The sequence below is a fragment of the Ramlibacter sp. PS4R-6 genome, assembly GCF_037572775.1.
GTDB lineage: Bacteria > Pseudomonadota > Gammaproteobacteria > Burkholderiales > Burkholderiaceae_C > Ramlibacter.
The window spans coordinates 2,607,460-2,628,180 of the sequence record NZ_JBBHKA010000001.1 but is presented as its reverse complement, the minus strand read 5'-3'; the positions used below and the strand labels follow the sequence as shown (position 1 = coordinate 2,628,180).

Below are 20,721 nucleotides of genomic sequence, written 5' to 3'. Positions count from 1 at the left end.
CTTGGAATGCAAACGGGCCCCCTCGGCCCGGCTCAGCCAATCATAGCCATCTGGCGGGCGGGTTCCGCCTACAGAAACGTTCGGAAATGGCTATCACCCGGCGGATTTCGCCCGGCGAAAACTCCACCCATGACCGGGAAGATACGGATTGGCGTCTCGGGCTGGCGCTACTCGCCCTGGCGCGGCAATTTCTACCCGAAAGGGCTTGCGCAAAGCCGCGAGTTGCACTATGCGTCGCGCGTCTTCGAGTCGATCGAGCTCAACGGCTCGTTCTACTCGCTGCAGTGGCCCACCAGCTATGCGCAGTGGGCGGAGCAGACGCCCGAAGGCTTCGTCTTCGCCATCAAGGGCAGCCGCTACATCACGCACATGCTGAAGCTGCGCAACATCGAGACGGCGCTCGCGAACTTCTTCGCCTCGGGCCTCTTCGAGCTCGGCGACAAGCTCGGGCCGCTGCTGTGGCAGTTCCCCGCCATGACGCGTTTCGACCCCGAGCTGTTCGATGCCTTCTTCTCCATCCTGCCGCGCACGACCGGCGAGGCGATGTGGATCGCTTGCGCGCACGACGACCGTCCGAAGGGCCGCGTTTGCCTGGAGCCGCTCGACGACTTTCCGCTGCGTCATGCGGTGGAGGTCCGGCACGCGAGTTTCGAGACGCCGGAGTTCATCGCCCTGCTCGAGCGGCACAACATGGCCTTCGTGGTGGCGGATACGCCAAACCCCTGGCCGAAGTTCGAGGGCGTGACGGCCGACTTCGCGTACATGCGCCTGCACGGCGCGACCGAGCTGTACCAGAGCCGCTACACGCACGAGGAACTCGCGCATTACGCGACGCTGATGCGGGGCTGGGCGGATTCGGGCCGCGACGTGTACTGCTACTTCGACAACACCGACAAGTTGCACGCGCCGGACAACGCGCAGGAGCTCATGGAGATGCTGGGACTGCGCGTCCCGTGGCAAGGAGCCTCGGTGGCAGAGAAACGGGCCTGCGCCGCCACCAGAAACGCGTCAGGCTAGGCGCGGCCGACGCCGTGTACTCGCGTACATCAGGAGGCCGTAACAACGCATGACGCGTTTCTGGTGGATGGCCCGCAGGGTTGGGCCGATAAGGGGCCGTATGCGTCGTTCCGAAAACGGGTCAATACATCAAGTATTGACCCGTTTCCGCGCCTAGCCTCCAGCCCCTTCTCGGCCCAACGCAGGCCCGTTTCTCTGCCACCGAGGCTCCGTCAGACGCGGATGCATCACGCGGAACCAGAGCGGCGGTACTGCCGCCAGCAAAAGGCATCCTGCATACCCCGTAGGCAGTTGCGGGCCGGGCAGCGCCTCGAGCTGCGCCGCCGGCTTCCACGCGTTCACGTGATGGTCCGAATGCCGCTGCAGGTTGGCCAGCAGCGAGTTCGACACCACGTGGTCGGCATTCCATGCGTGCTGGACGCCGAAAGGCTCGCGCGGGGCGCGCGACAGCCCGTAGTGCTCGATGTAGTTCACGGTTTCCAACAGCCAGACCGCGAACGCCGACTGGAACAGCCAGAAGAAAAGCACCTTCCACTCGGCGAGCGCGACGATCCCGGCAAGGAAAGCGACGTTCACCGCCGTGGCCCACAGCAGCGGGCTCGAGATCCAGCCGCGTTTCATTTCCACCAGCCGCTTCGCCTCCAGCTGCCACGCGTGGATCGTGCTCCCCACGACCGTCCGCGGCAGGAAGCGCCACAGGCTCTCGCCGAGGCGCGCGCTGGCGGGATCGTCGTGCGTTGCCGCCTTCACGTGGTGGCCCCGGTAGTGTTCCACCATGAACTGCGGGTAGTTCACGCACGTCATGAGGACCCAGCCCAGGAATCGGTCCACCTTGTTGCGGCTGTGGCCCAGTTCGTGCGCGAAGGTGATGCCTTGCGCGCCGGTGAGGAAGCCCGCGCCATACGCCACGCCGACGACGATGGCCCACTCGGCCCGAGCCGTCACCCAGATGCCGACCGCGAGCAACGCCACCTGCACCGGGACGTACAGCCGCAAGGTCCAGCGCAGGAAACCCACCGACCCACCCGCCGGCGGCGAGCGGTGCGCGCCGGGCCAGAAGCCGTCCACCAGCGCCACGGCGATCCAGATCACGAAGGCGCCGATGCCGGCGCGGTCCGGGTGCACGAGCATGTTGAACAGCAGCCCCAGGGGCAGCAGCAACCCCGCGAGGAAGCGCAGGTCCGACACCCGGAAAGTGGTCGCCATGCCGCGATTCTAGAATCGCCGCGATGCTCTCGCGACGCCACCTCCTCGCCCTTCCCGCTTGGCTCCTGGCGGGCTGCGCCACCAGTGTCTGGGACGACCCCGGCGCACCGCAGCTGCGCGTGCAGGACCTCGGCCTGAATCCCGGCAACGGCGGCGTGGCGATCGCGGCCGACGCCCTCGCGCCGGGCGACATCGTGCTGTCGGCCGCGCCGGGCATCGGCTCCATCGGCGTGCGGCTGGTGACGCTGTCGCCCGTCAGCCACGCCTCGCTGTACGTCGGCGACGGCGAAGTTGCCGAAGCCGTGACGCACGGCATCCAGCGCCGGCGCGTGGCCGCGTTGCTGGAAGAGGAGTCCACGGTGGTCGCCTTCCGCCACCCGGCCGTCCAGGCCGCGCACATCCACCGCATGCGCGAATTCGTGGGGCAGACCATTGGCCGCCCCTACGACCTGATGGGCGTGATGCTGCAAGCGCCTTTCACGGTGGACCGCCGCCTGTGCGAGGTGCCGCTGATGCCTGCGCCGCTTCGGGATGCCTGCCTGCAAGGCCTGGGCGCCGTGCACCTGGGCGTGCTGCGCAACGACCGCTTCTTCTGCTCGGCCTTCGTGCTGGAGGCCTACAGGCAAGCGGGCCTGCCCCTGACGGATGCAGACCCGCGTTTGCTCAGCCCGGCCGACCTGCTGCACATGCGCGAGGGCGATGTGCCCTCGGTGCGCGCGCACCAGTCGCTACGTTACGTCGGGCACCTGAAGTTCCAGCTGGCCGTTTCCTAGCTGCCCACGTGCATCGTGAACGTGGCGCCGTTGGACAGGCGGCAGTTGCCCGTGCCCAGCGTGGGCGAGTTCATCGTGTAGCGGCAGTTCAGGAAGCTGCCCATGTTGCCCGCGCCGTTCGCGATGCCCTCGCGGGGCGAGCCGGCCATGCGCGTGGCCTCGCCGCTGAAGCTCTCCGGCCCGATCTGCGTCGTGAAATGCCCGCGGCCGTTCATGTCGTTGGTGACGATGGCGCCGACCATGCCGTAGGGCGCGGCCATGTCGTTGGACGGGTACAGCCGCGCCGCGAAGGTCGCGGCGACGGGCGGCGGCAAGGGCGTGACCTGTGCGGCAACCGGCGTGGGCTGCACAGGCACCACGTAGCAGCCCGTGAGGGCGGCGGCGGCAAGGATACTGGCGGAAGCAAGAGCGATCTTCATGGAGATCCGGGTGGCCCGAGCACATGCTCGTGGCCGCGGAGTGTGGGCAGCCCGCGCCGCCGCGACCCCCACGGCATGCATCCGTAGCCCGGTGCGCCCTCGCCAGTAGCGTCCGGCGATACCGCCCGATAATCCGGGACATGAATCCCCTGCTGGACAAGCTGCAGCCCTACCCCTTCGAGCGGCTGCGCACCCTCCTCGCGGGCATCACGCCCCCCTCGAAGTACCGGCCCATCAGCCTGGGCATCGGCGAGCCGAAGCACCCGACGCCGCAGTTCATCAAGGACGCCCTGGTGGCGGGCCTGGACGGCGGGCTGGCCTACTACCCCATCACCGCCGGCGAGCCGCACCTGCGCGATTCGATCCGGCGCTGGCTGATGACGCGCTACGGCCTGGCGGTGGACGCCAACACGCAGATCCTGCCGGTGAACGGCACGCGCGAGGCGCTCTTCGCGTTCGCGCAGACCGTGCTCGATGCGAACGCCAAGCCGTACGTGGTGTTCGCCAACCCGTTCTACCAGATCTACGAAGGCGGGGCGCTGCTGGGCGGGGCGCAGCCGTACTACGCACCGTGCGACCCGGCCCGCAACTACGCGGTGGACTGGGATGCGGTGCCGCCCGAGGTCTGGGTCCGCACGCAGCTGCTGTACGTGTGCTCGCCCGGCAACCCCACGGGCGCCGTGATGCCGCTTCCCGAGTGGAAGAAACTCTTCGAGCTGTCGGACAAGTACGGCTTCGTCATCGCCTCGGACGAGTGCTACAGCGAGATCTACTTCGGCGACGAGCCGCCGCTGGGCGGGCTGCAGGCGGCGAACAAGCTGGGGCGCAGCGACTTCCGCCGGCTGGTGGCCTTCACCAGCCTGTCCAAGCGCAGCAACGTGCCGGGCATGCGCAGCGGCTTCGTCTGCGGCGACTCCGCCTTCATCAAGAAATTCCTGCTGTACCGCACCTACCACGGCAGCGCGATGAGCCCGGTGATCCAGCGCGCCAGCATCGCGGCCTGGGACGACGAGAAACACGTTGTCGAGAACCGCCGCATGTACCGCGAGAAGTTCGCCCGGGTCACGCCGATGCTGTCCGAAGTGCTCGACGTGAAGCTGCCCGACGCCAGCTTCTACCTCTGGGCAGGCGTCGAGGGCAGCGACACGGATTTCGCCCGGGAACTCTTCGCCCAATACAATGTGACGGTCCTGCCGGGCAGCTACATCGCCCGCGAAACGGGCGGCGCGAACCCCGGCGCCGGCCGCGTGCGCATGGCCCTCGTCGCCGACACGGCCGAGTGCGTGGAAGCCGCGCAACGCATCGTCCAATTCGTCCAGAACCGCCCATGACCCAGCAACTGCAACAGATCATCGACGCCGCGTGGGAAAACCGCGCGCAGCTTTCGGCTTCGTCCGCGCCCAAGGAAACCCTGGAGGCCGTCGAGCACGTGATTGCCGACCTGAACAAGGGCAAGTTGCGCGTCGCCACCCGCGAGGCCGTGGGCCAGTGGACGGTCCACCAGTGGATCAAGAAGGCGGTGCTGCTGTCCTTCCGCCTGCGGGACAACGAGGTGGTGCGCGCCGGCGACCTGGGCTTCTACGACAAGGTCCCCACCAAATTCGCCCACCTGACGCCCGAGGAGATGGGCAAGACGGGCGTGCGCGTGGTGCCGCCCGCCGTGGCGCGCCGCGGCAGTTACATCGCCAAGGGCGCCATCCTGATGCCCTCGTACGTGAACATCGGCGCCTATGTGGACGAAGGCACCATGGTCGACACCTGGGCCACGGTCGGCTCCTGCGCCCAGGTGGGCAAGAACGTGCACCTGTCGGGCGGCGTGGGCCTGGGCGGGGTGCTGGAGCCCCTGCAGGCCAATCCGACCATCATCGAGGACAACTGCTTCATCGGCGCCCGTTCGGAGGTGGTCGAGGGCGTGATCGTCGAGGAGAACTCGGTGATCTCCATGGGCGTGTACATCGGCCAGAGCACCAAGATCTACGACCGCGCCACCGGCACCGTGACTTATGGCCGCATTCCGGCGGGCTCGGTGGTGGTTTCGGGCAACCTGCCGAGCGCGGACGGAAAATACAGCCTGTACTGTGCGGTGATCGTCAAGCGCGTGGACGCCCAGACGCGGGCAAAAACCAGCTTGAACGATTTGCTGCGAGACTAGACACTGTTGGGGCAGCACTGAGGAGCAGTCATGAGCGGCACGATGGAGCGGATCCTTCGCCTGATGGGCGAAAAGAAGGCGTCGGACGTCTACCTGTCCGCGCATGCGCCTGCGCTGATCAAGATCAACGGCCAGTGCGTGCCGATCAACAACCAGCTGCTGCCGCCCGACGCGCCCAAGGCGCTGCTGGCCGAGGTGCTCCCCGCCAAGCGCATGGAGGAACTGGAAGACACCGGCGAGCTGAACATGGCCCACGCCATCGAGGGCGTCGGCAACTTCCGCTTCTCGGCGATGCGCCAGCGCGGCACGTATGCGGCCGTGATCCGCTACATCACCACCGACATCCCGCCGCTGGAAAGCCTGGCGGTGCCCATGATCCTGGGCGAGCTGATCATGGAAAAGCGCGGCCTGCTGCTGATGGTGGGCTCCACCGGCGCCGGCAAGAGCACCACGCTCGCCGCCATGATGGATTTCCGCAACGAGCGCGCCTCGGGCCACATCCTCACCATCGAGGACCCCGTCGAATTCCTGTTCAAGAACAAGAAGTCGGTGGTGAACCAGCGTGAGGTGGGCAGCGACACGCAATCGATGCAGACCGCGCTGAAGAACGCGCTGCGCCAGGCGCCCGATGTGATCCTGGTCGGCGAAATCCGCGACCGCGAGACCATGTCCGCGGCCATCGCGTATGCGCAGTCGGGCCACCTGTGCCTGGCCACCATGCACGCCAACAACAGCTACCAGGCGCTGAACCGCATCCTGTCCTTCTACCCGGTGGAAGTGCGCCCGACCATGCTGGGCGACCTGGCCGCGGCGCTGAAGGCCGTCGTGTCGCAGCGCCTGCTGCGCACCATCCACGGCGGCCGCGCGCCGGCGGTGGAGGTCATGCTGAACACCAAGCTCGTTTCCGAGCTGATCGAAAAGGGCGACTTCTCCGGCGTGAAGGAAGCGATGGAGAAGTCCATGGCCGAAGGCTCGCAGACCTTCGAGGCCGCCATCGCCAAGCTGATCATCGACGGCATCGTGGACAAGAAGGAAGGCATCGCCTACGCCGATTCGCCGACCAACCTGCAATGGCGCCTGCAGAACGACTTCGCCGCCAAGGACCTCGACCGGCCCGAGGAAGGCGCGTCCGAGGAGGACCTGCAGGACGAGCCGTCGTTCACCGAGATCTCGCTCGACGTGAAGCACTAAGTGTCGCGTGCGCTTCATCTCGCCGAACAGCTCATCTCGCGGCGCTCCGTCACGCCGGAAGACGGCGGCTGCCAGGAGATCCTCGCCGCGCGCCTGAAGCCGCTGGGTTTCGCCTGCGAAACCATCGCCAGCGGCCCCGACAACTTCCGCGTCACCAACCTGTGGGCGAAGCGGCCGGGCACCTCCGGCCGCACGCTCGTGTTCGCGGGCCACACCGACGTCGTGCCGACGGGCCCGCTGGAGCAATGGAGCTCCGACCCCTTCACGCCCTCGCACCGTGACGGCCTGCTCTTCGGCCGCGGCGCGGCGGACATGAAGACGTCGATCGCGGCCTTCACGGTCGCGGCCGAGGAGTTCCTGGCCGCGAACAAAGAGCCGGCGCTGGGCATCGCTTTCCTGATCACGAGCGACGAGGAAGGCCCGAGCGTCGACGGCACCCTCGTCGTCTGCGAGAAGCTGAAGCAGCGCGGCGAGCGGCTCGACTACTGCATCGTCGGCGAACCGACCTCGGTCGAGAAGCTGGGCGACATGATCAAGAACGGCCGGCGCGGCTCACTGTCGGCCAAGCTCACGGTCAAGGGCGTGCAAGGCCACATCGCCTACCCGCAACTGGCCAGCAACCCGATCCACCTCGCCCTGCCCGCGCTGGGCGAACTGGCGCGCACCGAGTGGGACATGGGCAACGAGTTCTTCCCGGCCACCAGCTGGCAGATGAGCAATATCCATGGCGGCACGGGCGCCACCAATGTGATCCCGGGCAGCGTCGTCATCGACTTCAACTTCCGCTACTCCAGCGAATGCACCGCCGAGGGCCTGCAAAAGCGCGTGCACGACGTGCTGGACCGCCACGAGCTCGACTACGAAATCGCGTGGGTCGTGGGCGGCCTGCCTTTCCTCACGAAGCCCGGCGAGCTGGTCGGCGCGATCCAGCAGGCGATCCGCGCCACCACCGGCGTGGAAACCGAGCTGTCCACCACCGGCGGCACCAGCGACGGCCGCTTCATCTCGCGCATCTGCCCGCAGGTGATCGAGTTCGGGCCGCTCAACGCCAGCATCCACAAGATCGACGAGCACGTGCGCGTGGCCGACATCGAGCCGCTCAAGGACATCTACCGCCGCACAATCGAGGCGCTCGACAAGCTCCGATGAAGTTGATCGACCTGGTGGAGGCGAGCGCCGCCCGGCTTGCCGGCGCGGGCGTGGCTTTCGGCCACGGCACGGCCAATGCCTTCGACGAAGCCGCGTGGCTGGTGCTGTGGCAACTGGGCCTTCCCATCGACAACCTCGACTCGGTTGCCGCGATGTCCGTGTCGCCGCAGCAGATCGACTCGGTGAACGAGCTCGTCACCGAGCGCATCAATTCGCGCAAGCCCGCCGCCTACCTCACGCGCGAGGCGTGGCTGCAAGGCGTGCCTTTCTACGTCGACGAGCGCGCCATCGTGCCGCGCAGCTTCATCGCGGAGCTGCTGGCCGAGGGCACCATCGACCCCTGGCTGTCGGACCAGACGCGGCGCGTGCTGGACCTGTGCACGGGCAACGGCAGCCTTGCCGTGCTGGCCGCCATGGCCTACCCCGACGTTCAGGTCGACGCGGCCGACATCTCGAAGGATGCGCTGGAGATCGCCCGCATCAACGTCGCCAAGCACGGCCTCGCGGACCGCATCCGCCTGGTCGAGTCCGACGGCCTCGCGCAATTGCAAGGGCCTTACGACCTCGTCCTGTGCAACCCGCCCTACGTCAACGCCCGCTCGATGGCCGCCCTGCCCGAGGAGTTCCGCGCCGAACCCGCGCTGGCCCTGGCCGGCGGCGCCGACGGCATGGACTTCGTGCGCGCGCTGCTGCGCGATGCGCCCACGCGGATGAGCAGCGGGGCGGTGCTGGTCCTGGAGATCGGCAACGAGCGCGGGCACTTCGAGCGCGCCTTCCCGCGCCTGCCCTGCGTGTGGCTCGAAACCAGCGCCGGCGCCGACCAGGTCCTGCTGCTCACGCGGCAGGACATGGCGCACGCGTAGTCCGCGTCCGACGCCCAATTCCGACACGACGATGCGCCCCGCGACTATGCGGCGGCGCTTCGCGCTTGGCCAAACTGGGCCGACCATGCCCAATCCCGCGCCCACCCCGACACTCGAGCGCCTCGCGCGCTGGAAGAAACTCGCCGGCCTCGCGTGGAAATACCACGACGCGCCGGCCCAGAACGACGAAGCGTCGCCCGCCGAACAGCTCGCCGACGACCTGGAGGCCATGGGGCCCGCCTACGTCAAGCTCGGGCAGGTGCTGGCCAGCCGCCCCGACCTGCTGCCCGCCGCCTACACCAAGGCGCTGGCGCGCCTGCAGGACGACGTGAAGCCGTTCTCCTTCGAGGAAGCCAGCGTCATCGTCGAATCGGAACTGGGCGTGCGCCTGTCGAAGGCGTTCGCGTCCTTCGACCCCGAGCCGCTGGCTGCCGCATCGCTGGGCCAGGTGCACGCCGCCACCTTGCGCGACGGCACGCCGGTCGTCGTCAAGGTCCAGCGCCCCGAAGTCGCCCGGCAGGTGGCCGAGGAATTCGAGGTGCTGGAGCAGGTCGCGGAATTCCTCGATGCGCACACGGAGGTCGGCCGGCGGCACCGCCTGCGCCGCGCGCTGGGCGAGTTCCGTTCCTCCATCCAGGAGGAGCTGGACTACGAACGCGAGGCCGAGAACCTCGTGGCGGTGGCGAAGAACCTGGCGGAGTTCGAGCGCATCTTCGTCCCGCAGCCCATCCCCGACTATTCCACCGGGCACGTCCTCACGATGGAGCGCGTGGTCGGCACCAAAATCACCAAGCTGTCGGGATTCGCCCGCCTGGACATCGACGGCACGGCGCTCATCGACGAGCTGTTCCACGCGTACCTGAAGCAGGTGCTCGTCGACGGCCTGTTCCATGCCGACCCGCACCCGGGCAACGTGTTCATCACCGAAGACGGGCGCCTCGCCCTCCTCGACCTGGGGATGGTCGGCCGCACCACGCCCGAGATGCAGGAGCACCTGCTCAAGATCCTGATCGCCGTCAGCGACGGCCGCAGCGAGCAGGCCTCGGACGTCATCGTCCAGATCAGCGAGCACGACGAGGAGGACGACACCGATGCCGCCGAGTTCCGGCGCCGCATGGGCGCGCTGGTCGCCGCGCAGCAGGGCCGCGGGCTGCAGCACGTCAACGTCGGCAATACGCTGATCGACGTCACCCGCCTGGCGGCCGACTGCGGCTTCTTCGTGCCGAGCGAACTGACCATGCTGGCCAAGACGCTGCTGCAGCTGGACGAGATCGGCAAGGTGCTGGACCCGGAATTCGACCCGAACGCAGCGGTGCGGCGCCACGCGGCCACGCTCACGTCCAAGCGCATGAAGCGCGAATCGACGGAAGGCAGCCTGCTCACCGCCGCGATGGAGCTCAAGAATTTCGCGGCGGGGCTGCCCAACCGGGTCAACCGCATCATGGACGCGGTGGTCAACCGCGAGCTGGAGATCAAGGTTCGCGCCACCGATGCCGGCGACGTGATCGAAGGCCTGCAGAAGATCGCCAACCGCGTGACGACGGGGCTGATCCTGGCCGCGCTGATCATCGGCGCGGCGCTGCTGATGCGCGTGCAGACGGACTTCGAGGTGCTCGGCTATCCCGGCTTCGCCATCCTGTGCTTCATCGGCGCGGCGCTGGGCGGGATCGTCCTGCTGGTGAAGATCTACCGCCAGGACCGCACTCCCACGCGAAAACCTCGAAAACCCCGGAAATAGCCTTGGGGGACAATACGGCACCCCGGCCCGAGGCCGGGGTCGTCGTTTCATGATCATCCTGAAGAACCTCACCCTTCGCCGCGCGGCGAAGGTCCTGCTCGACAGCGTCTCGCTCGTGGTGAACCCGGGCGAGCACGTCGGCCTGGTCGGGCGCAACGGCGCGGGCAAATCCAGCCTGTTCCGCCTGTTCGACGGCTCGCTGCACGAGGACGCGGGCGATTTCTCGCTGCCGCCGCAGTGGCGCATCGCGCAGGTCGAACAGAACATGCCGGAGACCGACGCATCCGCCACCGACTTCGTGCTGGGCGGCGACACACGGCTGATGGAGCTGCGCGCGGAACTCGAGCGCGCCGAGCACGGCGGCGACGGCATGGCCATCGCCCACGCCCACAGCGACCTGGCCGATGCCGGCGAGCACGACGCCGTGCCGCGCGCGCAATCGCTCATCCTGGGCCTGGGCTTCAAGGTGCACGAGCTCGATGCGCCCGTGAACAGCTTTTCCGGCGGCTGGCGCATGCGCCTGCAGCTGGCGCGGGCGCTGATGTGCCCGTCCGACCTGCTGCTGCTGGACGAGCCGACCAACCACCTGGACCTGGACGCGCTGGTCTGGCTGGAGGCGTGGCTGAAGCGCTATGCGGGCACCTTGATCGTCATCAGCCACGACCGCGAGTTCCTCGACGCCATCACCGACGTCACCGTGCACATCGAGCAGCTCAAGCTCAACCGCTACGGCGGCAACTACTCCAGCTTCGAAACGCTGCGCGCGCAGCAGCTCGCCCTGCAACAGTCTTCGTATTCGAAGCAGCAGGAGAAGATCGCCCACCTGCAGAAATTCATCGACCGCTTCCGCGCGAAAGCCACCAAGGCCAGGCAGGCGCAAAGCCGCATCAAGGCGCTGGAGCGCATGGAGAAGATCGCCCCGGTGCTGGCCGACGCGGAGTTCAGCTTCGAGTTCAAGGAGCCGGCGAACCTGCCCAACCCGATGCTGGCCATCCGCGACGGCGAGTTCGGCTATTGCGACAAGGTCATCCTGCGGGGCGTGGACAAGACGGTGATGGCCGGGCAGCGCATCGGCATCCTCGGCGCCAACGGCCAAGGCAAGTCGACGCTGGTGAAGTCGATCGCGCGCGACATCGCGGCGCTGGGCGGCACGATCACCGAAGGCAAGGGCCTGACCATCGGCTACTTCGCGCAGCAGGAGCTGGACGTGCTGCGGCCGCAGGACACGCCGCTGGAGCACATGACGCGGCTGGCGCGCTCGCTCGCTGGCAGCGGCTACCCGGCGCGCGAGCAGGAGCTGCGCAACTTCCTGGGCACCTTCAATTTCTCGGGCGAGATGGTCGCGCAGCCCGTCGGCACCATGAGCGGCGGCGAGAAGGCGCGCCTGGTGCTGGCCTCCATGGTCTGGCAGCGCCCCAACCTGCTGCTCCTGGACGAGCCGACCAACCACCTCGACCTGGCCACGCGCGAAGCCCTGTCGGTGGCGCTCAACGAGTTCGAAGGCACGGTGATGCTGGTCAGCCATGACCGGGCCCTGCTGCGCTCGGTGTGCGACGAGTTCTGGCTGGTGGCGCGCGGCGGCGTGCAGCCCTTCGACGGCGACCTGGACGAATACCAGCAGTACCTATTGGACGAAGCGAAGCGCCAGCGCGAACAGGCGAAGCAGGCCTCGGCGCCCCCGCCGACACCCGCACCGACGCGCCGCCCCGACCTCTCGCGTGCGAAGCCGCTCAAGAAAGAGCTGGAACAGGCCGAGAAACGCATGGCGCAGATCGGCGCCGAGAAGGAGCAACTGCAGGCGCTCCTGGGCGGGACCACGGCGCCGGCTGAGCTGGCCGACGCCGGGCGGAAATTGAAGGCCCTCGACGAAGAGTTGCATTCGATCGAGGAGCGCTGGCTCCACCTGCACGAGCAAATCGATAACATGGGCTGATGCCCACCGCACTGGACCTCGCGAAAGGCGACGCTGCCCTGCAGGACGCCGTGCGCCGCTGCCGCAAGCTGCTGAACCGCCGCGCGCTCGTCGCAGCGGCCGCGAGCGCCGTGCCCATCCCCGGGCTGGACTGGGCCGTCGATGCGGCGCTGATCTCGCGCGTGATCCCGGTGATCAACGAGGAATTCGGCCTGACGCCGCAGCAGATCGACGCCCTGCCCGACACCAAGCGCGAACAGGTGCAGAAGGCGATGGCCATGGTCGGCTCGGTGGTCATCGGCCGTCTCGTCACGCGCGACCTGGTCGTGCGCATGGCCAAGGTGGTGGGCAAGCGGCTGACGGTGCAGCAGGCGGCCAAGTACGTGCCCATCGCCGGGCAGGCGGTGTCGGCGGTCATGGGCTACACGGCCTTGCGCTACCTCGGCGAGGAGCACATCAAGGACTGCGTGCGGGTGGTGCGCCAGGCGCAGCTGGCGCTGCCGGCGCCGAAGGGTGTCAGGCGACCGAGCGCTCTTCGCTCGGGTCGGTCCTCGCAGCCTTCGCGAGCTGCGTGATCTCTTCCGGGTAGAACATCTGCGCGTCGGCGGACATGAACGCCTGCAGCACGCGCGCGCTGGCGCCATTGGCGCTGGGCAACTGCCCCACGCGCAGCCAGCGGCGCACCTGCCAGGCCGGGACGCGCGCCTGCGTGCGGGTCAGGCGGGTGGTGCGGCCCCCGGGTTCGGCAAGCTCGATGACGGCGTCCGAATCCCTCCAGGAACGTCTATCCACGAATGCTTCGCGAGGGTCGGTCTTCTTCACAGTCATGCGCGACATCATTCCATCACGGCGCAGTGGACACGAAGCAACGTCTTCCACTCTTGGTGTGAGGGCCGCTCGCACACCCGAGTAAGACGAACGGCCCCCCGACTACGTTTTTCATCCTTGGCGTCCTACACGGACGGCGCACGCGGCGCGGTGACGATCACGCTCTCTCGAGGGAGGCCTTCATGCTGGAGCTGGTTCGTTCGTCACCGCAGCCGCGCATCGCACGCTACGACCCCGCGTGGGACGACCTCGACGAAGCGCACGCCGCCGTCTGGGACGCCGTGCGCCACCTCTTTCCCGCGCACGCGATGGTCGACCAGGCCGACTACGGCTGCCTCGTGGTGTCGTGGCTGCTGCGCGAGGGCGCGCGCCGCGCGTCGCACTTTGCCGCACCGGTGGTGATCCGCATCGAGCCCGGCCTGCTGCTGGCGCTGTGGACCTGCGACGAGGAAAGCCGCCGCGACATCGCCTCGCTGCAAGCCGCCATCGTGGAGGAAGCGCTGGACAGCTACGACCCGCACTCGCGCGAGACGCGCTGCGGCGTCATCGTCCTTGGGGAGTGACTGCCCATCCGCTGCGAAACCGCTCGCCAGCGGCCCTTCGCACGCGCAATCGGAAAAGTCCTACAGCAGCGACGCGGGTTGCGGCCTACCGTTGACTTGAGGGTAACAACGAGATCGCTGCATGGACGCCGTGCTCAAAGCGCTGACCGCCTGGCGGGAAGCGAACGAAAAGGCCAAGCTTGCCGAGTCCGCGCTGGCCGAAGCCTTGCGGCTGGAGATGAGCGGCGGCCCGGTCGTGGACCTGTCCGTCCTGCATGAAGTGGCGCGCCTGCGCGCCATTGCGGACCACAAGCTCTCGGCTTCGATCCAGGCCATGACCGACGACCCGGACCCGAAGGAAGCGCGCTTGCAGTAGGGCGGGTGGTAGGACGTACAAGATTCGAACTTGTGACCAACGGATTAAAAGTCCGCTGCTCTACCAACTGAGCTAACGTCCCGAGCCTTTTTGCGTGTTGCATGCGTTGCGCATGCAGCAAAGCCGACGATTATAGCGTCGGGCCGGGGCGCTTCCTCGATGCCACGCGGTCCAGGACCCAGCCCGCCGCACACTGCCCGAAGGTCGCGGTGACGCTCACCACCGAGCCGTAGCCGTGGCAATTGAGCGATCCGTCGCTGCCTGCCTCGATGTCGCACGACGGATCCGGTGGCGCCACGGCCTCGCCGCTGAACACGCACGGAACGCCGATGGCCTTGCCTTCCCGGGGCGCGCCGTGGAACTTGCGCATGCGGTAGCGCAGCTGCGCCAGCAGCGGGTCGTGCGTGGTGTTCGCGAGGTCGTCCACGTCGACCTGGTGGGCCAGCCGCTTGCCGCCCGCCGCGCCGCACGAGATGAACAGCGTCTTGGTCTGGAGCGCCCACGCGGCCATGGCGACCTTGGCCTTGACCTCGTCGCACGCATCGATCACGGCCGTGACGCCCGGGGGCAGCAAGCGCGGCCAGTTGTCGGGCGAGGCGAAGTCGTCGACCTCGTGCACGATGCAGCCCGGGTTGATCTGCGCGATGCGCTCGCGCATCGCCGTCACCTTCGCCTGCCCCAGAGTCGCGTCGAGTGCGTGGACCTGGCGGTTGATGTTGGATTCGGCGACGTGGTCCAGGTCGATGAGGGTGATCTCGCCGACGGCGCTGCGGGCCAGCCCTTCCGCGGCCCACGAACCCACGCCGCCTATCCCGACCACCGCGACGTGCGCCGCGCGGATGGCGGCAGCGCCGTCGATGCCGTACAGGCGCTCGAGGCCGCCGAAACGGCGCTTGAGGTCCGCGGATTCGTCGAGGTGGGTCACACCTCGATTGTCAACGAAGCCGCGCCATCCTTTCCTTGGCGGCGCCGGCCGCCTCGGACTGCGGATAGGTCTTCACCAGCTGGTCCAGCGTGCGGCGCGCGCCGGCGGCGTCCTTGAGCTCGATCTGGCAGTTGGCGATGGACAGCAGCGACTCCGGCGCACGCGGGTGGTCCGGCGCGGTGGCCAGCAGCTCGCGGAAGTTCGTGATGGCGCCGCGGTAGTCGCGGTTGGCGTACTGCGAATTGCCCAGCCAGAACAGCGCCGTCGGGCGGAAGCCGCTTTGCGGGTAGCGCTTGATGAAATCAGCGAAAGCCACCTGCGCGGCAGCGAAGTCGCCCTTGCGGAACACGGCCAGCGCGGCCTCGAAGGTCTGCGACTCCTGCGGGTCGGCGATGAATTCCTTGCCGTCCACCGTGACCTTGGAAGGCTCGAAGCGGCGCATGCGCTCGTCCACGCCCGAGGCGAGGTCGCGCGTGCGGCGCTGCAGCTCGGCGAGGTCGCGCGTGAGCTGCTCGTTGGCGCCCGTCTGGCGCGCGATCTCCTGCTTCAGCGTCTCGATCTGCATCTGCAGCTGCAGCAGGCTGCCGCGCAGCTGGGCGTTCTCGGTGCGCAGCTCGTCGAGCTGGCGCTGCGCGTCGACCCGCTGCGCCTCGAAGCGCTGGCGCAGCTCCAGGATGGCGCGGCGGGCGTCGTCGTCCTCGAATAGCGCGGCCTGGGCGCCGCCCGCCGCCAGCAGCGCGAGCGCTGCGCAGGCAGCCGCGACGGCGGCACGGGGAGCGGGAAACCGGAACATGGGCGGTCCTTTAGCGGTAGACGATCTCGGCGCGGCGGTTCTTGGCCCACGCGTCTTCGCCGTTGCCGGGGTCGGCGGGCTTTTCCTTGCCGAAGCTCACGGCCTCGACCTGGTTGTCCTGCACGCCCAGCAGGCGCAGCGCGTTGCGCACGGCCTCGGAGCGGCGCTGGCCCAGCGCCAGGTTGTACTCGCGGCCACCGCGCTCGTCGGTGTGGCCTTCGATGAAGATGTGGCGCGCCGGGTTGGCGCGCAGGTAGCGGGCGTGGCCGTCCACGATGGACTGGTACTCCGGCTTGATCACGTAGCTGTCGAAATCGAAGTAGATCAGGCGCGCGACGTTCTGCGGGCCCTGGTTCTGACCGGCGTCCGAGCCGGTGGTGACGGGCTCGACGCGCGTGGCCGGCTGCTGCGCGCCGGTGTTCGGCGTGCCGCCCTTGTTGTCCACGGGCACGTCGTCGAGCTTCACGCTCGAGCAGCCCGCCAGGGCCAGCGCGGCGGCCAGTGCGGCGACTCGGATGTTGCTGCGGATCATTCGGGTTCTCCTTGTGCGATGCATTTGGGGCATTGTATTTGTGGGGGGAAGGGGGTCATTTCAGGAACGGGCCCCAGTCGGGCTCGCGCAGGTCGCCGCCCTGCCCGGCCAGCCGCGCCTTGATCTTGCCGTCCAGCGTGGTGGTCATCAGGGCTTCCTGGTTGCCCTGGCGCGTGGCGTACAGGATCAGGCGGCCGTTGGGCGCGAAGCTCGGGCTCTCGTCGGCGACGGTGTCGGTGATGGCGGTGGCCGTGCCGCTGCCGCCCAGCTCCATCACGTGCAGCTTGAACTGGCCGTTCACGCGCGAGATGAAGGCGAGGATGCGGCCGTCGGGGCTGATGGCCGGCGAGATGTTGTAGTTGCCGCTGAAGGTGACGCGCTCGGGGTTGCCGCCGCCGGCGGGCATGCGGTAGACCTGCGGCGCGCCGCCGCGGTCGCTCACGAAATAAATGGACCTGCCGTCGGGCGAATACACGGGCTCGGTGTCGATGCCCGACGATTGCGTCAGGCGCCGCGGCTCGCCGCCGTTGGCGTCGATGGTGTACAGCTGCGAGCCGCCGTCGCGGCTCAGGGTGACGGCGAGGGTCTTGCCGTCGGGCGACCACGCCGGCGCGCTGTTGGAGCCGCGGAAGTTGGCGATGAGGCGCCGCTTGCCGGATGACACGTCGTGCACGTACACGACGGGCTTGCGCGATTCGAACGACACGTAGGCCACGCGCTCGCCATCGGCCGACCAGGCCGGCGAGATGATGGGCTCGTTGCTGGCCAGGGCCGACTGCGCGTTCTCGCCGTCGGAATCGGCCACCCACAGGTTGTAGCGCGGCCCGGCCTTGGTGACGTAGGCAATGCGCGTGGCGAACACGCCCTTGTCGCCCGTGAGCTTCTCGTAGATGGCGTCGGCGATGCGGTGCGCGGCGCGGCGCAGGTCGCCCTGCGGCACGGCCTGCGCATGGCCGCCCAGGTCCTGCGCCTTCACCACGTCCCACAGGCGGAAGCGCACGTCGAAGCGGCCGTCGGCCAGGCGCGAGGCGCTGCCCACGGCCAGCGAATCGGCGGCCTTCTGGCGCCACGGGGACATGTCGGGGCGGCTGGATTCGTCGAGGTTGGGGCCGGAGCCGTCGATCACGCGGAACTGGCCGCTGCGCTCCAGGTCGGCCGCGATGATGGCCGAGAGCTTCGGCGGCGCCTGGTCCTGCCCGCGGAAGGGCGCGATGGCGATGGGCAGCTGGGTGAGCCCGACGCCCGTGACCTCCACGCGGAACTGCGCGAACGCGGGCGCCGCGGCCAGGCCGCCGAAGAGCGCCGCCACCTCGCGGCGGCGCCACATGCGCTTGTCATTCATGAGCATTGGTGTCATTTCCGGCGATTATGTTCAAACGCCCGTGGCGGCTTTTCGCCGACCGAGTATCCAGAGCTTGAGGTACTTGTAATAAGTCGTCTCAGCCACGGAGACCGCGAGGACGAAGCCCATGCGCCCGTCGAGCACGCCCAGGCGCAGCACATAGGTGCGGAAGAAAGCCCAGGCGCCGCGCACGATCGCCCCAGCGAGGGAGCTACGTTCGCCGCGCTCGAACAGGGCCTGTGCCGAAGCGCTCGAATAGCGATCGAGCTTGGCCAGCATCGTCTCCAGGTCCGGGTAGGTGGCATGCAACAAGTCGTTGCGAAGATGTCCCACCTCGCCGTCGACGATCACGCGTTCGTGCACGAGGTCGTCCGAAAAACGGCCCTTGCCGCGCCGGAACAGCCGCGTGACGCGGTCGGGGTACCAACCCGAATGCGCCATGTACTGGCCGCAGAAACTCGATTTGCGCGGCATGTCCCAGCCCGCGACGCTCGCCGCATCCTGGGCAATCGTGCGCAGGATCTCGTCGCGCAGCTGCGGCGTGACGCGCTCGTCGGCGTCGATGGACAGCACCCAGGGCTGAGTGGCCTGCGCCAGCGCGCGGTTCTTCTGCGGCCCGAACCCGGGCCAGTCGCTGGCCTGCGTGACGTGGGCGCCGAGCGAACGCGCAATGCCGGGCGTGCCGTCGCTGCTGCCGCTGTCCACCACGATGCATTCGGCGGCGAACGCCACCGACGCGAGGCAGTCCGCCACGTTGGCGGCTTCGTCGCGCGTGATCAGGACGACCGAGAGGGGTGCCCGCTCGCTGGATAATCCCGGCATGGCGGGGCATTATGAATGACTGACTACTCCATCACTTTCGCTTGCTACAACCAGGTCGACTACACGCGGCAGTGCGTGGACAGCCTGGTGCGGCACGGCAACGACCTGGCGCGCGTCGCGGTGGTCGACAACGCCTCCAGCGACGAGACCGCGGCCTACCTTGCGACGAAGCCTTTCGGCGCGCACGTGGCCAACAAGGCCAACCTGGGCTGCGGCGTGGCCTGGAACCAGGGCGTGCTGGCGCTGCAGACGGAATGGACGGTGGTGATGAACAACGACGTGATCGTCACCGCCGGCTGGCTCGAGGCGCTTGTCGACGCCGCGAAGCGCTTCGACGTGCCCGTGGTCTCGCCGGCCCTCGTCGAGGGTGCGCTGGACTATGACCTCGACACCTTCGCCGCCGACGCCTCGGCCAAGATGCGCGACGTGGCCCGCATCGGCGCGCGCCATGCCGTGTGCCTGTGCGTGCACCGCTCGGTGTGGGAGAAGGTCGGCTACTTCGCCGCCACGCCGGGCCTGTGGGGCTACGAGGACACCCTCTTCTTCCACCACCTGGACCGCGCCGGCATCCGCACCGCCATCGTCGGCGCGTCGTGGCTGCACCACTACGGCTCCATCACGGTGAGCGCGATGAAGCAGGAGCGCGGCCTGTCGGACAAGCAGGGCCTGGGCGCGCGCGACAACTACCGGCTGCTGGGCAAGTCGACGCTGCAGCGCAAGTGGGACAAGTTCCAGCGGCGGCGGCAGGAAGAGCGCTGGCGCGAGGAGGAACTCGCCCGCTACGGCATGACCTTGCACGGCGAGCGCAAGGGCGGCCAGTTCGTCTGGCGCTAGTCGTCGCGGCGGGCCAGCGCGGCGCCGCAGAAGATCGCCGCCATCACGGCGTACAGGCTCGCCATGTACTTCAGGTCCACCACCTCGGTGGTGAAGCTCGCGACGAACACGCAGGTGAAGAACGCCGTGCCCATCGCCGCGTTGCGCCGCGTAACGGCGGACGTGCTGCCGAGCGCGCGCAGGCAGACGACCAGCGGCACCAAGAGCAGCGCCACGGTGGCGAACAGGCCGCCGATGCCATGGCGCACGGCATCGCTGACGATCTGGTTGTGGAAGCCCGATTGCAGCGCGGCCTTCACCGCCACCGGCGAGGCGTAGCCCAGCGGCGGCAAGGTGTCGGGCGAGAGCAAGGGCGTCAGGCCGACGCCCAGCCAGGGGTGCTGGGCGAACACGTCCGCCGCGATGCGCAGGTAGGTGATGCGCAGCGACACCGGCGTGTCCGGCGGCACCGAATGCCACGGGTACTGCATGACCTCGCCCAGCGCCTCCAGCACGCGCGCATGGATGGTGGGCACGAACATGAACGCGGCCACCACCACCACGCACGCGCCCACCGCCGTCCACGCCAGCGACCAGCGCCGCGCGCGCGACCAATGCAGGTGCAGCCACAGCGCCGCCAGCAGCGGCACGGCCAGCCAGCCGGTGCGTGACTGCGAGCCGATGGAGAAGGACGCGCCCAGCGCCAGCGCGACGAAGGCAAGCCCCACGATCACCGGGTGGCTGCGGCGGTCCTCGCCGGGCCAGCCGAACATGGCCATGATCCCGAAGGTGAGCGACAGGTAGCCGAACACCAGCGGGTCGACGAAGCCCGTGGTCATGCGCTCGGCCGGCCAGCGCGCGGGCTGGCCCTGGACCAGGCGCGCGGCCAGCAGCAGCAGCAAGGCGACCGGCAGCATCCAGCGCAGCGAATGCGCGACATCCAGCCGCATGCGCAAGGCGAAGAGGAAGATGGGCACCGCCAATGCGAAGCGCAGCGGCGCATCGAGCTGGCCCGTGTAGCCGTCGGCGCGGAAGGCCGAACTGACGAACACCGCGACCAGCGGCGCGACCAGCACGATGCAGACGAGCCGCGCGGCGCGGCTGGACTCGACCGGCACCGGCGGCAGGTGCCCCCAGGCGAGCACGGCCAGGCACAACAGGCAGCCGACGAACAGCACGGCCGGCGACCAGCCGCGAACGGTCAGCACGAGGAGGCAGGCCGCGCACAGGAAGACCCCGAGCGCCGGGGCCAGCTTGCGGGCCCACGGTGCCGGCTTGATGCTGGGAAGCGGGATCTCGCCGGGGACCGTTTGCATGGGACAGGGGAT

22 protein-coding genes and 1 tRNA gene are annotated in these 20,721 nt (G+C 68.5%); 13 read left to right on the top strand and 10 right to left on the bottom strand.

Going from position 1 to position 20,721, the window contains the following annotated elements:
* The first annotated feature begins 129 nt into the window (after positions 1-129).
* On the top strand, positions 130-1,017 hold the full coding sequence (locus WG903_RS13070) for a DUF72 domain-containing protein (protein ID WP_340076009.1): 888 nt from the start codon (positions 130-132) through the stop codon (positions 1,015-1,017).
* A 153-nt stretch (positions 1,018-1,170) separates the two neighbouring features.
* On the opposite strand, the gene WG903_RS13065 is transcribed toward WG903_RS13070, so the two are convergent.
* A complete protein-coding gene (locus WG903_RS13065; protein WP_340076007.1) occupies positions 1,171-2,223 on the bottom strand; it encodes an alkane 1-monooxygenase in 1,053 nt (350 codons plus the stop codon).
* A gap of 23 nt (positions 2,224-2,246) precedes the next feature.
* Here WG903_RS13065 and WG903_RS13060 point away from each other — a divergent pair, with 23 nt between their 5' ends.
* Positions 2,247-2,996, top strand: a complete 750-nt coding sequence (locus WG903_RS13060; protein ID WP_340076005.1) for a distant relative of cell wall-associated hydrolase — start codon at positions 2,247-2,249, stop codon at positions 2,994-2,996.
* Here the strand turns inward: WG903_RS13060 and WG903_RS13055 are convergent.
* Positions 2,993-3,415 carry a hypothetical protein gene (locus tag WG903_RS13055; protein WP_340076003.1) on the bottom strand — a complete coding sequence of 141 codons (423 nt, stop codon included), beginning with the start codon at positions 3,413-3,415 and terminating at the stop codon, positions 2,993-2,995. The genes WG903_RS13060 and WG903_RS13055 overlap by 4 nt on opposite strands.
* 140 nt (positions 3,416-3,555) lie before the next feature.
* On the opposite strand from WG903_RS13055, the gene dapC reads away from it, so the two are divergent.
* The 8 genes from dapC to WG903_RS13015 all read left to right on the top strand — a co-directional run bounded on the left by dapC (position 3,556) and on the right by WG903_RS13015 (position 12,995).
* Positions 3,556-4,746 carry a succinyldiaminopimelate transaminase gene (gene dapC / locus WG903_RS13050; RefSeq protein WP_340076001.1) on the top strand — a complete coding sequence of 397 codons (1,191 nt, stop codon included), beginning with the start codon at positions 3,556-3,558 and terminating at the stop codon, positions 4,744-4,746.
* Positions 4,743-5,567 (top strand): 2,3,4,5-tetrahydropyridine-2,6-dicarboxylate N-succinyltransferase, encoded by an 825-nt coding sequence (gene dapD / locus WG903_RS13045; RefSeq protein ID WP_340075999.1) that lies wholly within the window; start codon positions 4,743-4,745, stop codon positions 5,565-5,567. Before dapC ends, dapD begins: the two co-directional genes overlap by 4 nt.
* 30 nt (positions 5,568-5,597) lie before the next feature.
* Positions 5,598-6,758: a PilT/PilU family type 4a pilus ATPase gene (locus tag WG903_RS13040; protein WP_340075997.1), complete on the top strand. Its 1,161-nt coding sequence runs from the start codon at positions 5,598-5,600 to the stop codon at positions 6,756-6,758.
* A complete protein-coding gene (gene dapE, locus WG903_RS13035) occupies positions 6,759-7,907 on the top strand; it encodes a succinyl-diaminopimelate desuccinylase (protein ID WP_340075994.1) in 1,149 nt (382 codons plus the stop codon).
* Positions 7,904-8,770 (top strand): 50S ribosomal protein L3 N(5)-glutamine methyltransferase, encoded by an 867-nt coding sequence (prmB, locus tag WG903_RS13030; RefSeq protein WP_340075992.1) that lies wholly within the window; start codon positions 7,904-7,906, stop codon positions 8,768-8,770. The genes dapE and prmB overlap by 4 nt, the downstream gene beginning before the upstream one ends.
* 85 nt (positions 8,771-8,855) lie before the next feature.
* Positions 8,856-10,508, top strand: a complete 1,653-nt coding sequence (locus WG903_RS13025; protein WP_340075990.1) for an ABC1 kinase family protein — start codon at positions 8,856-8,858, stop codon at positions 10,506-10,508.
* A gap of 49 nt (positions 10,509-10,557) precedes the next feature.
* Positions 10,558-12,441: an ABC-F family ATP-binding cassette domain-containing protein gene (locus WG903_RS13020; protein ID WP_340075988.1), complete on the top strand. Its 1,884-nt coding sequence runs from the start codon at positions 10,558-10,560 to the stop codon at positions 12,439-12,441.
* On the top strand, positions 12,441-12,995 hold the full coding sequence (locus WG903_RS13015; RefSeq protein WP_340075986.1) for a hypothetical protein: 555 nt from the start codon (positions 12,441-12,443) through the stop codon (positions 12,993-12,995). Before WG903_RS13020 ends, WG903_RS13015 begins: the two co-directional genes overlap by 1 nt.
* On the opposite strand, the gene WG903_RS13010 is transcribed toward WG903_RS13015, so the two are convergent.
* Positions 12,937-13,248, bottom strand: coding sequence for a hypothetical protein (locus WG903_RS13010; protein ID WP_340075984.1), 312 nt, complete (start codon positions 13,246-13,248; stop codon positions 12,937-12,939). The two genes, WG903_RS13015 and WG903_RS13010, sit on opposite strands and share 59 nt — an antisense overlap.
* A gap of 182 nt (positions 13,249-13,430) precedes the next feature.
* Between WG903_RS13010 and WG903_RS13005 the strand changes: the two genes are divergently transcribed.
* Positions 13,431-13,811 (top strand): hypothetical protein, encoded by a 381-nt coding sequence (locus tag WG903_RS13005; RefSeq protein ID WP_340075982.1) that lies wholly within the window; start codon positions 13,431-13,433, stop codon positions 13,809-13,811.
* 121 nt (positions 13,812-13,932) lie between these two features.
* Positions 13,933-14,166, top strand: coding sequence for a hypothetical protein (locus WG903_RS13000; protein WP_340075980.1), 234 nt, complete (start codon positions 13,933-13,935; stop codon positions 14,164-14,166).
* Between the two features lie 6 nt (positions 14,167-14,172).
* On the opposite strand, the gene WG903_RS12995 is transcribed toward WG903_RS13000, so the two are convergent.
* From WG903_RS12995 to WG903_RS12970, 6 genes are all read right to left on the bottom strand, one after another.
* Positions 14,173-14,248: transfer RNA gene (locus WG903_RS12995), tRNA-Lys, on the bottom strand.
* A gap of 48 nt (positions 14,249-14,296) precedes the next feature.
* Positions 14,297-15,091 carry a tRNA threonylcarbamoyladenosine dehydratase gene (locus WG903_RS12990; RefSeq protein ID WP_340075978.1) on the bottom strand — a complete coding sequence of 265 codons (795 nt, stop codon included), beginning with the start codon at positions 15,089-15,091 and terminating at the stop codon, positions 14,297-14,299.
* 10 nt (positions 15,092-15,101) lie between these two features.
* Entirely contained in the window at positions 15,102-15,884 is a 783-nt protein-coding gene (ybgF, locus tag WG903_RS12985; RefSeq protein WP_340075976.1) for a tol-pal system protein YbgF, read from the bottom strand.
* 10 nt (positions 15,885-15,894) lie between these two features.
* Positions 15,895-16,416: a peptidoglycan-associated lipoprotein Pal gene (gene pal, locus WG903_RS12980; RefSeq protein WP_340075974.1), complete on the bottom strand. Its 522-nt coding sequence runs from the start codon at positions 16,414-16,416 to the stop codon at positions 15,895-15,897.
* 55 nt (positions 16,417-16,471) lie between these two features.
* Positions 16,472-17,743, bottom strand: coding sequence for a Tol-Pal system beta propeller repeat protein TolB (tolB, locus tag WG903_RS12975; RefSeq protein ID WP_340078239.1), 1,272 nt, complete (start codon positions 17,741-17,743; stop codon positions 16,472-16,474).
* A gap of 45 nt (positions 17,744-17,788) precedes the next feature.
* Positions 17,789-18,580, bottom strand: coding sequence for a glycosyltransferase family 2 protein (locus WG903_RS12970; protein WP_340075972.1), 792 nt, complete (start codon positions 18,578-18,580; stop codon positions 17,789-17,791).
* Between the two features lie 15 nt (positions 18,581-18,595).
* Between WG903_RS12970 and WG903_RS12965 the strand changes: the two genes are divergently transcribed.
* A complete protein-coding gene (locus tag WG903_RS12965; RefSeq protein WP_340075970.1) occupies positions 18,596-19,414 on the top strand; it encodes a glycosyltransferase family 2 protein in 819 nt (272 codons plus the stop codon).
* Here WG903_RS12965 and WG903_RS12960 read toward each other — a convergent pair.
* A complete protein-coding gene (locus WG903_RS12960; protein WP_340075968.1) occupies positions 19,411-20,709 on the bottom strand; it encodes an O-antigen ligase family protein in 1,299 nt (432 codons plus the stop codon). The genes WG903_RS12965 and WG903_RS12960 overlap by 4 nt on opposite strands.
* Positions 20,710-20,721 lie beyond the last annotated feature (12 nt).